The 15114-nt window shown below is 46.2% G+C and carries 12 protein-coding genes; 3 read left to right on the forward strand and 9 right to left on the reverse strand.

The annotated features are described in order from the left end of the window. The first annotated feature begins 953 nt into the window (after positions 1-953). A complete protein-coding gene (locus ACWYVB_RS23505; protein ID WP_457530374.1) occupies positions 954-2525 on the forward strand; it encodes an ABC-F family ATP-binding cassette domain-containing protein in 1572 nt (523 codons plus the stop codon). After that, the gene (locus ACWYVB_RS23510) at positions 2522-3679 is read left to right on the forward strand and encodes an MFS transporter (protein WP_457530376.1); all 1158 of its coding nucleotides are present in this window, start codon (positions 2522-2524) and stop codon (positions 3677-3679) included. Before ACWYVB_RS23505 ends, ACWYVB_RS23510 begins: the two co-directional genes overlap by 4 nt. A 74-nt stretch (positions 3680-3753) precedes the next feature. On the opposite strand, the gene fis is transcribed toward ACWYVB_RS23510, so the two are convergent. The 9 genes from fis to ACWYVB_RS23555 all read right to left on the reverse strand — a co-directional run bounded on the left by fis (position 3754) and on the right by ACWYVB_RS23555 (position 13553). Then, positions 3754-4050 (reverse strand): DNA-binding transcriptional regulator Fis, encoded by a 297-nt coding sequence (fis, locus tag ACWYVB_RS23515; RefSeq protein ID WP_000462885.1) that lies wholly within the window; start codon positions 4048-4050, stop codon positions 3754-3756. A 23-nt stretch (positions 4051-4073) separates the two neighbouring features. Beyond that, the gene (dusB, locus tag ACWYVB_RS23520; RefSeq protein WP_005382505.1) at positions 4074-5042 is read right to left on the reverse strand and encodes a tRNA dihydrouridine synthase DusB; all 969 of its coding nucleotides are present in this window, start codon (positions 5040-5042) and stop codon (positions 4074-4076) included. A 139-nt stretch (positions 5043-5181) separates the two neighbouring features. Next, positions 5182-6069 carry a 50S ribosomal protein L11 methyltransferase gene (gene prmA / locus ACWYVB_RS23525; RefSeq protein WP_005397838.1) on the reverse strand — a complete coding sequence of 296 codons (888 nt, stop codon included), beginning with the start codon at positions 6067-6069 and terminating at the stop codon, positions 5182-5184. A 165-nt stretch (positions 6070-6234) separates the two neighbouring features. Further along, a complete protein-coding gene (accC, locus tag ACWYVB_RS23530; RefSeq protein ID WP_005397839.1) occupies positions 6235-7578 on the reverse strand; it encodes an acetyl-CoA carboxylase biotin carboxylase subunit in 1344 nt (447 codons plus the stop codon). Positions 7579-7592: 14 nt separating this feature from the next. After that, on the reverse strand, positions 7593-8057 hold the full coding sequence (accB, locus tag ACWYVB_RS23535; protein WP_005397840.1) for an acetyl-CoA carboxylase biotin carboxyl carrier protein: 465 nt from the start codon (positions 8055-8057) through the stop codon (positions 7593-7595). Positions 8058-8118: 61 nt separating this feature from the next. After that, a complete protein-coding gene (gene aroQ, locus ACWYVB_RS23540; protein ID WP_005397842.1) occupies positions 8119-8568 on the reverse strand; it encodes a type II 3-dehydroquinate dehydratase in 450 nt (149 codons plus the stop codon). 303 nt (positions 8569-8871) lie between these two features. Next, entirely contained in the window at positions 8872-10824 is a 1953-nt protein-coding gene (gene acs / locus ACWYVB_RS23545; RefSeq protein ID WP_006742998.1) for an acetate--CoA ligase, read from the reverse strand. Between the two features lie 237 nt (positions 10825-11061). Further along, the gene (locus ACWYVB_RS23550) at positions 11062-11691 is read right to left on the reverse strand and encodes a 3'-5' exonuclease (RefSeq protein ID WP_005382363.1); all 630 of its coding nucleotides are present in this window, start codon (positions 11689-11691) and stop codon (positions 11062-11064) included. 35 nt (positions 11692-11726) lie between these two features. Continuing rightward, positions 11727-13553 carry a DUF294 nucleotidyltransferase-like domain-containing protein gene (locus tag ACWYVB_RS23555; RefSeq protein WP_005397847.1) on the reverse strand — a complete coding sequence of 609 codons (1827 nt, stop codon included), beginning with the start codon at positions 13551-13553 and terminating at the stop codon, positions 11727-11729. 230 nt (positions 13554-13783) lie between these two features. Between ACWYVB_RS23555 and ACWYVB_RS23560 the strand changes: the two genes are divergently transcribed. Then, complete coding sequence (locus ACWYVB_RS23560; RefSeq protein WP_005397849.1) at positions 13784-14971, forward strand: 3-phenylpropionate MFS transporter; 1188 nt, start codon at positions 13784-13786, stop codon at positions 14969-14971. Positions 14972-15114 lie beyond the last annotated feature (143 nt).

The raw sequence follows: 15114 nt of genomic DNA on the forward strand, positions 1-15114 counted from the left end.
GTTCGAGTCCCGTCCACTCCGCCACTTATATTAAGCCTCAGTCGAAAGACTGGGGCTTTTTTCGTTTTGGTTACCCGACTTACCTTAACCCCATTTCCATATTGAAACCTTGCATCGAGAGGCAGGCTCCTCTCTCGCTATGCTTTCTAAGCCCTGTCATGAACGAGTTGATGCGCAGTTCTGTGTGGTTTCTGCAGTTTCGAGCTCTAGTTTTGAGCCCCTGTGCTTAACTTACCAAAGCTTCCTTTATTATTACCTAGAAAGTTAATTCACTAGGTTATGTTATTTTCGGGGGAGATTTCTCTGCTTTAGATGTTTTGATTTAGCCACAGGCGCTCATTAAAATAAACTCAGCGCATTTAAAACTTTCCGAACATGGATTTTGTTTGTAGATCTATTGAAGCCAGTGCCTGCCTTAAAGGATATTTGCTACTTCTTCCCCTCTAATCGTCTCCAACCGATAAAGCCACCACTACGTACGTATAACGTGAGCGGTATAGGTGCTCTCATAGCTGTGTTTGCTAAGTAAGTCGTTCACCTGGCACATTGACTGAGGAAAGGTCTTCTTTCTGGACCTTCGTGTAAGTCACGATAGTTTTAATAATTATCTGGCACTTTTTATTCTAAAGGTGTACGCTTCACATCGAATGTTTTTTCGACAGTAAACCATGTTATATCTCTTGTTTAAAAGCTTTGTAAGAAGGCTGAACTCCGTGCAAAAAACGCGATGAAGTGTTGCTCGGAGTCTTAAATTAATCTTCATCAGGTGTTTTATGCGTGAGTAACTTCGCTGAAGTTATACGCAGGCGTCTGTACACCTGATAAAAGAGAAGAGATGGCCGGTGATATTTCATCATCGGCCTTTTTGTATCTGTTAAGCAGCTACAAAGCATTATCCAGTATTGAAATAAGGGCCGGTATTGATCACCGGCCCTTTTTATTTGGTTAAAAACATGAGTATTTTACAAGTTAAAAATTTGTCTTATCAGCTCGCTGATAAGAGTTTATATAATAACGCGACATTTCGAATTAACGTGGGAGAGAAAATAGGTATCACCGGAGCGAATGGCGTTGGAAAAAGCACCTTATTAAAACTGCTTATCGGTGAATTATCTGCAGATAAGGGCTGCATTGACTGGTTACCAAACCTTGAGGTGGGGTATTTAGAGCAACATTTTAAGATGGATAATGCGCTGACGGTTTATGAATGCTTAAAGAGTGCTTTTGAGAACTTATACGCTGCCGAGCAGAAGCTTTGGACTTTGTATCAGGCGATGACCGAGTCTCACTCTACATCTCTTTTAAGCCAAGTCGCCCGACTACAGGCATATTTAGAAGGTGAAGACTTCTATGCAATTGATACCAAAATTGAACAAGTTGCTGTAGGTCTTGGCATTTATCAATTTGGCTTAGATACACCGCTTGTCTCGCTAAGTGGGGGTCAAAGACACAAGGTCCTTTTAGGGAGGTTGTTACTCCGCAACCCCGATGTGTTAATTCTCGACGAGCCGACAAACTATCTTGATGCTCTGCACATTGAATGGTTGGTCACGTTTCTCAACGATTACACTGGCACTGTTTTACTGGTTTCTCATGATATTGACTTCCTTAATCAAGTAGCGACCAGTATTTGTGATATTGATTATCAAACGGTCCGAAAATACAGCGGCACTTATGTCAAAGCAATGCAGCAAAAGTATCACGACGGTGCTTTGTTAGAAAAGCAATATAAGGCTCAGCAAAATGAAATTCGAAAATTAGAGCAATTTATTGCCAAAAATGGCGCTGGAGTTAACGCGAGTCTTGCTAAGGGACGCAAGAAAAAACTGGATAAAATCGAACGTATTCAACTGAATTGTATAGAGAAAGTTTCGATGTTTGACTTTGCTCACCAGCCTATTGGGCAACAGTATGTGATTGACGCAAAAGCGTTGATGATAGGTTATCAGCAGCCTCTGCTTCCTGCGCTTGATATCACGTTAGCGCGCGGGGAGAAGTTGGTCGTTTCTGGTTTTAACGGCGTAGGTAAGTCGACTTTAATTAAAACCCTTATGGGGGAGATCGAGCCGCTCTCTGGTGAGGTGGTATTGGCAAAAGGTGCAATGATTGGGTATTTTTCTCAAGATTTGTCTTGGCATCACCCTCAGCACACGCCTGAGCAGGAGCTATGCTCTTGTGATCCAACGATATCAAGCAAAGAATCACGCAAGCTATTAGCTCGCTTTGGGGTCACCGGAGATAAGACGCAGCGCCACCTAGATACATTAAGTGGAGGTGAGCAAACTCGCGTGAAACTTTGTTGTTTATCAGTCCAGAAATGCAATGTTTTGCTGTTGGACGAGCCAACGACACATTTGGATAGCAGCAGTAAAAATGCGCTTAAAGAGGCTCTCCAGCGCTTTTCTGGTAGTGTGATTGTGGTATCTCATGAGAAGGCGTTTTTACAATCTTGGCCTGATAGAGTTTTAGATATTTCGTTGCTCACTTATGCTGAATCGGAAACAGAACAGGAGGTGGCGCTATGATGCAGTCCATGATCCTATTTCTTGTTGCTTTTCTTGTTGGTGCTGATGAGTTGATGCTTGGATCTATTCTTGAACCTATCGGAAATGATTTAAGTGTTCAACCGAGTCAGGTTACGTTATTTATTACGGCATATAGTTTAGCTATAGCAATTTGTGCTCCTTACCTGGGACGTTTATCAGACCGGGTTGGGCGTATTCGTATCATGTTGCCTGCTTGCTTCGTATTTGGGGTTGCGTCTATTACGACGGGCATAGTTCATGATTTTGAACTTGCGATTGCAAGTCGAGTGATCACAGGTATTGCAAGTGCAGGCATGTTGCCAATTGCATTCGCGTTGGCGGGAGACGCGAAGGGTAATAGAGCGATGCGTCAAATTGTGATGGTTCAGGCGGGATTAACGCTGGGTATGATAACCAGCCCGGCGATCGGAGCATTGTTGACCCAGCTTTTATCATGGCGTGCCGCTTTTATTATTTTGGGCGTTGCGGCTCTTCTTGTCGGTGCCATGAGCGTAGTGTTCATGAGCAACAAGCATAATGAGTCCAAGAAGTCAGATACTCTACCACCTATCACAGACGTCATTCATCTTCCAGGCGCGTTGAGGGCGATTTTAGCGATGTGTTTAGGCCTAGGGGGAGGTATTGGTGTATTTAACCTGATAGGCCTTCATATTCGAGATACCAGCGAGTTGGCGCTCGGTTGGGTGGGCGCTATTTATGCTGTTCTAGGGATCGTGAGTGTGGTTGGAAATATGTGCGTGGGGAGAGCTTGCCGTTGGCTTGGTAGCTCTCGAGCCGTTATGCGAGTGGCTTTAATGGTGTGCATACCTTGCAGTGCATGGGTGTTCTCAAATGAGATGAGTACGGTGACCGCTTATCTTCCAGCTCTAGTGCTCTGGTCTCTTGCTGGAGGGGTAGGCTCTCCGGCGTTACAAGCACATATAGCAAGCTTATCTGATGAACATCGAGGTGTGCTGATGTCTTCTGGAATGAGTATGATGCACTTTGGTGTCGCGATTTGGTCTGCCTTGGCGGGCTTTGCTTATTCTGTAGGTCATGAATGGGTCGCTGTCGTGGCTTTGTTATTGTTTGGCTCAGCGGTAGTTATATTAAAGCCAGTTGGTAATGCTGAACAAAGTGAGCGTTATTCGTAGTGTTTTAGTAGATAAAGAAAAGCCGTTACCTAAAAAGGTAACGGCTTGTTCCAAATACTTTTTGAAAGCCGGTCTTAGTTCATGCCGTATTTCTTAAGTTTTTTGCGAAGAGTACCGCGGTTGATACCCATCATAGTTGCCGCGCGAGTTTGGTTACCGCGAGTGTACTGCATGATAGTATCTAATAGTGGCTGTTCAACTTCAGCTAGAACTAATTCGTATAGTTCTGTTACTTCCTGGCCGTTTAGTTGAGCAAGGTAGTTTTTAAGAGACGCTTTAACAGAGTCACGTAAAGGCTTCTGAGTAATCTGGTCTTGTGACGTTACTGTAGTTACTGTTAATGCTTCTGAAGTCAGATTTTGTTCGAACATATTCGGTCTAGCTCTTCTCTTAATTATGATGCAACGTTATCAAAATAACCTTCTAACGCCTCAATTTGCAGCGGAGCTGCGTCGATAGCGTTGAAGGTACGGCGAAACTCACTTGCCTGTTCATGCTCTTTCAGGTACCACCCAACGTGCTTGCGCGCGATACGTGGACCTAAGAACTCCCCATAAAATTCATGCAGAGCATTCACATGACCAAGCATAATGGTTTTCACTTCCTCAGTTGGAAGCTCCTCCATTGTGGTGCCGTTTTCCAAATAGTGATGGATTTCCTGGAAAATCCACGGACGACCCTGGGCAGGGCGTCCAATCATTAAAGCGTCCGCACCGGTGTACTCCAGTACAAATTTGGCTTTCTCCGGGCTATCGATATCACCGTTCGCGATAACCGGAATTGAAATCGCCTCTTTTACCGCTTTAATGCTGTCATATTCGGCCTCACCTTTGTACATACATGCTTTCGTTCTGCCATGCAGAGCAAGAGCTTGTATGCCGCAGTTTTCGGCTAATTTAGCGATCTGGACACAGTTCTTGTTGTCTGTATCCCAGCCAGTTCGAGTCTTTAACGTTACAGGAACGTCCACTGCATTCACGACCGCTTTCAAAATCTCTTCGATAATGTTTGGGTATTGAAGCAGAGCAGAGCCCGCTAGCTTCTTATTCACTTTTTTTGCCGGGCAGCCCATGTTGATGTCGATGATTTGTGCACCGTTCTCAACACTGAATTGAGCTGCGTCCGCCATAAGCTGTGGATCGGAACCCGCAATCTGTACAGAGCGAATGCCCGATTCGCCCTCGTGTACCATGCGCTGTTTCGACTTTGACGTTCCCCATAGTTTTGGGTTAGCAGACATCATTTCACTGACGGCCATTCCCGCACCATAGCGAAGACACAACTCGCGAAACGGTCTATCCGTTACACCAGCCATCGGGGCTACGATTAGATTGTTCTTAAGTTGATAGTTTCCGATTTTCAAAACGTCATCACAGTTCTGTACCAGCAAGGGCGCGCATTTTACGCATTTTTTCACTGCGTGAAAAGACTAATATTTGAGCATTTACAAATTGTTTTTGTAAATTGTATGAATTTCAAACAATTAGCTCTGAAAACCTTGTCTAGCCTTGCTTACGACCAGAGATGCGACACCATTCACTTTGCTCAACAATCGGGTCAATGTGAAGCTCGTCACGGTAATAGTTCGCAACATCTTCGGCTTGCGTGTCTAATACGCCAGACATTGCAAGGTCGCCATTTGGTTTAACTAGGCCTTTAATGATTGGTGCAAGTTCACGCAATGGGCCAGCAAGAATGTTAGCAACAACCACGTCTGCAATCAGACCTTCTGGTTGGTTTTGAGGAAGGTAAACTTCTAGTTTGTCGGCAACGCCGTTACGCTCTGCGTTGTCTTTCGAAGCAAGCAGTGCTTGAGGATCAATGTCGATCCCTATCACTTTTTCAGCGCCCAGTTTGATCGCCGCGATCGCCAGAATGCCAGAGCCACAACCGAAGTCGATAACGGTCTTACCGCTTAAGTCCATGCTTTCTAGCCACTCAAGACAAAGTGCTGTTGTAGGGTGAGTACCCGTACCGAATGCAAGGCCAGGATCCAACATAACATTAACAGCGTCAGGATCTGGAATGTCGCGCCAGCTTGGACAAATCCATAGGCGTTCACCAAATTTCATTGGGTGGAAGTTTTCCATCCATTCGCGTTCCCAGTCTTTATCTTCAAGCTGTTCTACTTTGTAAGCAAAATTGTCAGCCAGCATATTGCTCGCTTTAATTTGGTCGATGATGAAGTTGGTGTCTGCTTCTGCATCGTACAGTGCCAGAATGTCAGTATCGCCCCATAAGCGAGTTTCGCCAGGTAGAGGTTCGAATACAGGTGTATCCTGCGCGTCTAAGAATGTAACAGACAGCGCGCCAGTCTCTTCCATTAGCATATCGCCGATTTGCTCAGCGTTTTCATTGGTCGCGTTGAGTTTGATTTGAATCCAAGGCATTGGTTTTTGCTCTTAAAGTGAATGAAGTGGCGCAGAGTTTACCAGAACTCTACGATTTGTTTGAGTATATACCCAAATAAGCCTACTTATCTGTTGAATGCTTAGAGTACATACAAAACAAAAATGCCCACGGGTGTGGGCATTTTTTAAGACGTTAGCTAAGGCTTATTGTAAGCCGAGCTTCTTCTCTAGGTAGTGGATGTTTGCACCACCATGCTGGAAGTTTTCGTCATTCATAATGGAGAATTGCAGTGGCACGTTGGTTTTGATGCCTTCGATGATCATCTCACCCAGAGCATTCTTCATGCGTGCAATCGCCACATCACGGTTTTCACCGTACGTGATTAGCTTACCAATCATTGAATCGTAATGAGGCGGTACTGTGTAACCAGAGTAGATGTGTGATTCCCAACGCACACCCATGCCACCAGGCGCGTGGAAACGCTCTATCTTACCTGGAGATGGTAGGAAGCGTTCTGGGTCTTCTGCGTTGATACGGCACTCAATCGCATGGCCACGGATCTTAATGTCATCTTGAGTGAATGACAGAGGTTGACCCGCAGCAACGCGAAGCTGTTCTTTGATTAGGTCGATGCCGGTAACCATTTCTGTTACTGGGTGTTCTACCTGAATACGAGTGTTCATTTCGATGAAGTAGAATTCACCGTTCTCGTACAGGAATTCGAACGTACCTGCGCCGCGGTAACCAATTTCGATACATGCTCGAGTACAACGTTCACCGATGTACTTACGCATCTCTTCAGTGATACCTGGTGCTGGCGCTTCTTCCACTACTTTTTGGTGACGACGTTGCATTGAACAGTCACGCTCACCAAGGTGGATTGCGCCGCCTTGACCGTCAGCGATAACTTGCACTTCAACGTGACGAGGGTTTTCTAGGAATTTCTCCATGTAAACCATATCGTTGTTGAACGCTGCTTTTGCTTCAGCACGCGTCATTGCAATCGCTTGGATTAGGTCTTTTTCTGCGCGAACGACACGCATACCACGGCCACCGCCGCCACCAGACGCTTTGATGATGACTGGATAACCGATGCGTTTAGCAAACGCCTTGTTTTTCTCTTCGTCATTGTCTAGAGGGCCGTCAGAACCCGGTACACAAGGAACGCCTGCTTTCTTCATTGCATTGATAGCAGACACTTTGTCACCCATCAGGCGGATAGTGTCTGCTTTTGGACCAACGAAGATGAAACCACTGCGCTCAACTTGCTCAGCGAAGTCTGCGTTTTCTGACAAGAAGCCGTAACCAGGGTGAATGGCAACTGCTCCTGTTACTTCTGCTGCAGAAATAATTCGTGGGATATTTAGGTAGCTGTCGATACCACGAGCAGGGCCGATACATACGGTTTCGTCTGCGAGTAGTACGTGCTTAAGATCGCGGTCAGCTGTCGAGTGAACAGCGACGGTCTTAATACCTAACTCTTTACAAGCGCGAAGAATACGAAGTGCAATTTCACCTCGGTTCGCGATGACTACTTTGTCTAGCATAAGGCAAGCCCCGCTTATTCGATTACAACAAGAGGTTGGTCGAATTCAACTGGTTGGCCGTCTTCAGCTAGGATCGCTGTAACAACGCCAGATTTGTCCGCTTCGATTTGGTTCATCATTTTCATTGCTTCAACAATACATAGCGTATCGCCAGCATTTACTTTCTGACCCACTTCTACGAATGCTTTAGAGTCTGGGCTTGGAGAACGGTAGAAAGTACCAACCATTGGAGAAAGAACTTGGTGACCTGCAGGCGTTGCAGCTGCTGGAGCTTCTGCTGCTGGCGCTTCTGCTACTGGTGCCGCTGCTGCTGGAGCAGGTGCCGCTACTGGAGCTGCTGCGTAGTGAACTGGTGCTTGAGGGGCTGCAGTGCCGTGACGACTGATGCGTACTGACTCTTCACCTTCAGAAATCTCTAGCTCAGCAATGCCAGACTCTTCAACTAACTCAATTAGCTTCTTGATCTTACGAATATCCATCTTTTCTTTCTCTTTTATCTTGTGATTAAGACAACCCTCGTGGGGTTGCAGAGTGTTAGGGTTACTTTGCCTGTAGCTTATTAATCGCTGCAGACAGAGCGAATTCATAACCTTGTGCGCCTAAACCGCAAATCACGCCTTCTGCTTTATCTGACAGATAAGAGTGATGACGAAATGGTTCACGTGCGTGCACATTTGATAAGTGCACCTCAATAAATGGGATGGCGACGCCAAGTAATGCATCTCGCAGTGCCACACTGGTATGAGTGAAAGCCGCTGGATTGATGATGATGAAGTCAATCTTGCCATAAGCAGCATGAATGGCTTCAATCAGTTCGTACTCACGATTTGATTGTAGGTGCTCCAGTTCCACCCCAGCGTTATGAGCTTGCTTCGTAAGAGCATCCACAACTTGTGCTAAGGTGCTGTGACCATAGTGTGTCGGTTCGCGCAGACCCAATAGGTTAAGATTTGGTCCGTTTAGAACAAGAATCCGTGACTTTGCAGACATTATGTTGCTATCTTCCCTTATCGTGAGTAGAACGTTTATATTCCCAAATATACGATAGTTCAGCACGATTTTTTTGTTAAAACCGAGCAAATTTTAAAAAATCGACCAAGATTATAGCTAATTCATAGCAATTAGCAGCAATTTACTGGTCTAATCTCCTAATAGCCACCTTCGTTTCTGTAACCAAGTTAACAAAAACAACATAATTGCCATGTTCTTTGTGTGGCTAATTTGTGCGCAAAAGCAAAAAACCGCCATGAGTGATGGCGGTTTTTAAAGTGCTTTTAAAACAGTTGGTTGAATTTATGCCAATTCTGCTTTCTCTGCGATGAGTTTGTCTACCACGCTCGGATCGGCAAGCGTTGACGTGTCTCCGAGGTTGCTTGTATCGCCCGTTGCAATCTTACGCAGGATTCGACGCATTATCTTACCAGAGCGAGTCTTCGGTAAGGAGTCTGTCCAGTGCAGTACATCTGGTGTCGCGATTGGACCAATCTCTTTACGCACCCAATCTTTAACTTCTTTGTGCAGCTCAGCTGACGGGAATTCACCATCGTTCAATGTAATGTAAGCGTAGATAGCTTGGCCTTTGATGTCATGTGGAATACCAACAATCGCCGCTTCTGCAATCTTGTGGTGCGCCACTAGCGCTGATTCAATTTCAGCGGTACCCATACGGTGACCCGACACGTTTAGTACGTCATCAACACGGCCTGTGATCCAGTAGTAGCCGTCTTCGTCACGACGCGCACCATCACTGGTGAAGTACATCCCCTTAAAGGTTGAGAAGTAGGTCTGTTCAAAGCGCTCATGGTCGCCGTAAACCGTGCGCATCTGGCCTGGCCAAGAATCAAGGATAACCAAGTTACCTTCAGCAACGGTATCTTCAAGAATGTTGCCCATATTATCGACAAGAGCAGGCTGGACGCCGAAGAATGGGCGAGTCGCAGAGCCTGGTTTTAGATCGGTTGCCCCTGGTAGTGGCGCAATCAAGATGCCGCCAGTTTCCGTTTGCCACCAAGTATCGACGATAGGTGAGTTCTCGTTACCAATCGTTTTGTAGTACCACTCCCACGCTTCTGGGTTGATTGGTTCGCCCACTGAGCCCATGATGCGCAGGCTTGAACGAGATGTGCCTGCAACCGCTTCATCACCTTTTGCCATTAGCGCACGAATCGCGGTTGGGGCGGTGTATAGAATGTTGACTTGGTGTTTATCAACCACTTCACTCATTCGGCTTGTGCTTGGGTAGTTTGGTACACCTTCGAATAAGATGGTCTTCGCCCCATTTGCAAGTGGACCGTAGATTAGGTAAGTGTGACCGGTAATCCAACCCACGTCCGCGGTACACCAGAAGGTTTCGCCTGGTTGGTAATCGAACACATATTTGAAGGTCATCGCCGCGTAGACGAGGTAACCACCTGTTGTGTGTAGTACACCTTTAGGTTTGCCTGTTGAACCTGAAGTGTAAAGGATGAACAGCGGATCTTCGGCTTTCATTTCTTCTGGTGGGCAAACGTCAGAAACGTTAGCTGTTGCTTCGTGCCACCAAACATCACGGTGTTCATGCCATTCGACATCACCACCTGTACGTTTAAGCACCAACACTTTATTGATGGTTTTTACGTCTGGGTTAGTTAGTGCTTCGTCCACGTTCTTTTTCAGTGGAACGGCACGCCCGCCGCGCACGCCTTCATCAGCGGTGATCACGACTTTAGCGTCAGAGTCGATGATACGGCCAGAGAGAGCTTCTGGTGAGAAACCGCCAAATACAACGGTATGAACCGCACCGATGCGGGTACAAGCGAGCATAGCCACTGCGGCTTCTGGCACCATTGGCATGTATAGACATACCACGTCGCCCTTGCGTACGCCTTGCTCTTTCAATGCGTTGGAGAACTTACACACTTCTTTGTGTAGTTCGTTGAAAGTGAGTGTTTTGTCGTCGGCTGGATCATCGCCTTCCCAAATGATGGCGACGTCGTCCCCGTGTTCTGCGAGATGACGGTCAATACAGTTAGCCGAGACGTTCAGTGTGCCATCTTCAAACCAGCGAATATCAACATGGCCAGTGTCGAAAGAAGTGCTTTTTACTTTGGTGAAAGGTTTGATCCAATCAACGATTTTGCCGTGCTCGTTCCAGAAGCCCTCTGGATCGGTTACCGACTGCTGATACATGGCTAAGTAAGTATCATTATCCGCGTGTGTATGAGTTTTAATATTTTCTTTTACCGGATAAACGTGGGCTTCGCTCATGGCTTCTCTCCTTGTGCCTTATTTCTCGGCCTTACACCAATCTAGATAAGATTTTGAATATGTTTTTGTAGGGCTGTTTTTTGGTTCTAAATAACTTGGTCGTGGTAATGACGACGTTGTGCTTATAACTGTCAGTCACTGCGCGTATTTCCACAATTAGACTTTAGGATGAGAGTGAAGGAAGCGCCGTGAAATCGCTGAAACAAAAGTATTTCTGGGAGCTAGGTCAACTGATTTTTATGTATACGGCGCGGTTAGGTTGGGCAAATCGCCTTTCGTTAAGCGAACAAAGACCAAAGCGGCAGAAATCGCATCTTGTAAAGCGTCGTGTTTATCTTGGATAGGAAGTTCGAGGTGTTTACAAATCGCATCCAGACTTAAGTCGAAATAGGCATTCGGCAAATGTCTTTCCAGCTTGTCGTGATAAATCTGACTTACCTCGATGAGCGGGTTAGGAAGTGGAAAGCCAAGTTGCCTCAGACAAGCAAGATCTAAGATCTTTTTATCGTAACGAATGTGATAACCGACAAGTGGTCGGTTGCCGATAAAGTCGAGCAGCTCGAGCAGCGCCTCTTTTTCGCTAATCCCGTCGACTAAGTCTTGGTGGCGAATTCGATGAATTTTGACTGAGCCAGAATCGAGCGATTGCGGCGCGCGTAAGCGGACTTCAAATGGCTGGCTAGTGATGATGCGGTTGTCGATGATCTTCGTGGCCGCAATGGTCACCAACTCGGCGCGATTTGGATCAAGGCTGGTGGTTTCGCAGTCGAGAGAAACGTATTCCGTTTTATCGGGCGTGCAAAAAAGCGACTGATAAGGAGAGCCTTTCAGTTTGTAGTGCCAGTATTTGCGTTGTAACCAGTTCATTGCCTACGCCTCTGTATGATTTATGAAAATCATGGTTAATCACGAATTTGATAGTGGAAGCCTAAAAATTGCTTAAATTTTTTCACTACATGTAAGCTGTGGCGAAGTAAATCACGCTCGGTTCTATCCAGTTGTTTAATATCAATGTTATTCAATGCTTCTTGCTTTTTGAGTTGTTGATTAAGGCGAACCTTAAAGAACAATTTCAGTGCTTCGTTGAGGTTATCTGCCGTTTCAGGCTCTAAGATGCGCTTATTTCTCAGTGCTTCAATGCGCTCAAACGTGTTCTTCTCCTCAATGGCATATTCCAAAGACAAGGTGCGAATGCCGTGCACAATTGGGAAAATGCCGCCGCGTTTAATATCTAATCCGTCCTTAGCACTTTTTACGTTGCCAAACAGAGTTAGGGGCACAGAAAACTGCAAGGCAGGGCGAGTAAAATCAGACAGTATCAACATGCGATCTTTCATTGTGTCGCGAAGGTGGGCCGCGATTGGAGCAAGCAGCTCGCGATTTCCCGCAACAGCATGGGCGTCACTGAAAATGGCTAAGTCCATGATTTGTTGTGGTTCGGCTTTGGCTATCCAGCGATCTAAGGTGTTTATCCACTCTTGCTGCGTTTTGACCCATTTCGGGTTGTTGACCATGACTTTACCCGGGCAGAGTGGGTAGCCGAGCTGTTGTAGAGTGTGCGTGAAGGATTGCATCACTTGTTCGCAATGAGGCCATTCCAAACCATCTTGAATAATTAGAGCATTGTCTTGGTCTGTCTTGAGAATTTGTTCTCCTCGACCTTCTGAGCCGAGCACGATTAAGCAGCAATGATCGTGCAAGGCTGGTGGAACCACTAACTCGAACGCTTTTTCGATAATTTGCTCGTTCACGGCGGAAATTAACTCCATGATAAAGCGAGTGCGGATGCCGTTTCTCAATAAGCTCTCGACCAATTGACGTTGGCGGTTTGAGGCTAATGCGAGCTCTTCCACACTGCTTGCTCTGGCAATACTGAGCGTTAACACGTGAGAGTGGGTGGAGAACGCGCTGAGAATTTGGGTCATATCCAGCATGCCGACGGCTTGGTTGCCATCACATACCATGAGACGTTTCATTCGATTTCGGGTCATGGTGATCATGGCATTGAATAAAAAATCACCATCATCAACGTGATAGACAGGAAAGGTGGCGATATCACCAACAGGGGTATTGAGTGCGCTGCCATCTAACATCACGGAGTGCAGCATGTTGGTGCGCGTCACGATGGCGTATGGATGAGCCGAGGGCCATTTTTCTAATCGCGGATCGTCATCATTGAGTTTGACAAGTGCTGCATCGATCCCATTTGCTTTTAGGGTGTGCGTCACCTCGTTAATCGGCGTATTTGGCTCAAGGATCATCGGTGGGTGATAAATGCTGCGGTCAACTTTGGTGAGGATAAACTCTGCCAAGTTTTGTTGTTGGTGAGCGGCTTCGATGAGTTCTTGTCGCTTTGATAAATTGTTATCGAAATAGGCCGCAAACTGACCATTCTCGTTGTAAAGCGCCAGAAAGACGTCTTTCGGTAGCAGATAGGAGAGCGTGTCTTCAAGTGCGATGTATTGATGACGTACGTTGTCTTCAAGTAACGAGCGCACATCAAACATATCGTCGTTGGCATAATGCGCGAACACTTCCTGCTGATCTTGGGAGCGCTCTTCTACCGCGCCTTTGATCAGAATATGCAAGTGAGGGTTCTTCTGTCCGCAAGATAAAATTACATCTCGAGCTCGATAGTAGGCAACGTCCAGAGACGAGCGCAGTCGTGTCTGTTGTGCTTCGGTTAAGCGGTCGAACGGAGGAGATTGCATGTTAAATTTGTCAGGCATGAGAACACCCAATGATGGAAGGAACACTCTCTAAGTCTGACAAATTTCCTACCGGAAGCCAGACGACTTTGGTCTAAATCACGATGATTTCGCTTTAAGATGGCCAATGTCGCAAAGTTAGTATTCCATCGAGGAAACGATAAGTTGACTATTCTTCCCTTTTTATAATACGCATAGCGATCCATAATTCCCGGTTCGAACGTTGATGTTCCCGTTTTAGGATATTAGTAATGTTGAAACCTTCTCCGTATGGCTGGATTTCCCAGTACTTTCTCGGATTCTTCTTTGCGTATGGCGTATATCTGCCATTTTGGTCACTTTGGTTTAAGGAGCAAGGTGTCTCTTCGACCGACATCGGTTTGCTAGTTGGGTTGGGTCTTGCGACACGTTGTGTCGCCAATATCGTGATCACCCCACGAGTGCACAAAGTTGAACACCTTATGCCTGCTTTACGTTGGTTGAGTTTCGCTGCCCTCCTTTTTGTTGGATTTCACTTTTTTACAGGTGGCAGTTTTTGGTTAATGGCGTTAGCGACGGTGCTATTTAACCTCTGTTGTGGGCCGATTGTTCCATTATCGGACGCGATGGCAAACTACTACGCTCGTCTGAAAATGCTCGACTACGGCCGTACGCGCTTATGGGGCTCGATTGCCTTTATTGCGGGTTCGACGGCCGTGGGTTATCTGGTGGCTGAATTTGGCTCTGATATGATCTTGTACACGGCGATGGCTGGGGTATTAGTTTCGTTGCTATTTTCAATGCGTATGACTAACCCGATGCCCGTTACGCTTGGTGGGCAAAGCGCGGAGCGTCCAAAACTGAGTGCTCTTTTGACTGACAAGCCGATACTTAAATTCTTAGTGTTGGTGTCATTAATTCAGGGCAGTCATGCGGCTTACTACGGTTTTAGCGCTATTCACTGGAAAGCCGCAGGTCATTCGGAAGATGTGATTGGCTATCTGTGGAGCTTGGGTGTTGCAGCCGAAGTGGCAGTGTTTGCGCTGAGCAAGCGTTTATTTGTCGGTTGGTCAATGCGCGCGTTATTTGTTGTTGCTGCCGTTGGTGTGATGATGCGTTGGGGCATTACGGCATCGACAACGTCGATTGTTGCTTTGGTGATTGTTCAATTATTGCATGGCGTGACCTTCGCAACGGCACACATTGCTGCAATTCAATATATCCAAAACTCGGAAGAGAATAAGATAGTGGCGCTGCAAGCATTGTATAACGCGATTCCGCTAGGCGCATTCATCGCACTGATGACCGTGTTGAGCGGTTGGGGTTATGAGCACTGGGGACCACTTGTGTTCTGGGGCATGGCCGCGATGGGTTTATTGGCATTGTTCATCAAGCTCGAACCACAAGAGCCACATCATGTGGTCGATGTATCAGACAAGTCACTGGAAACACAGAATTAGACTTCTGTGACAAAGGTTAAAAACTAAGCTTTGTCTCCGTTGTGAAAGCAGTGTTAAATGAAACCTCTCCCTAATGGAGTATACAGTAAAAACTATGTTTATTTGCGCGTGAGTGAGTGACAGCCCTTTACTGACAATGCTTC

The sequence above is a fragment of the Vibrio sp. JZG10 genome (assembly GCF_054064075.1).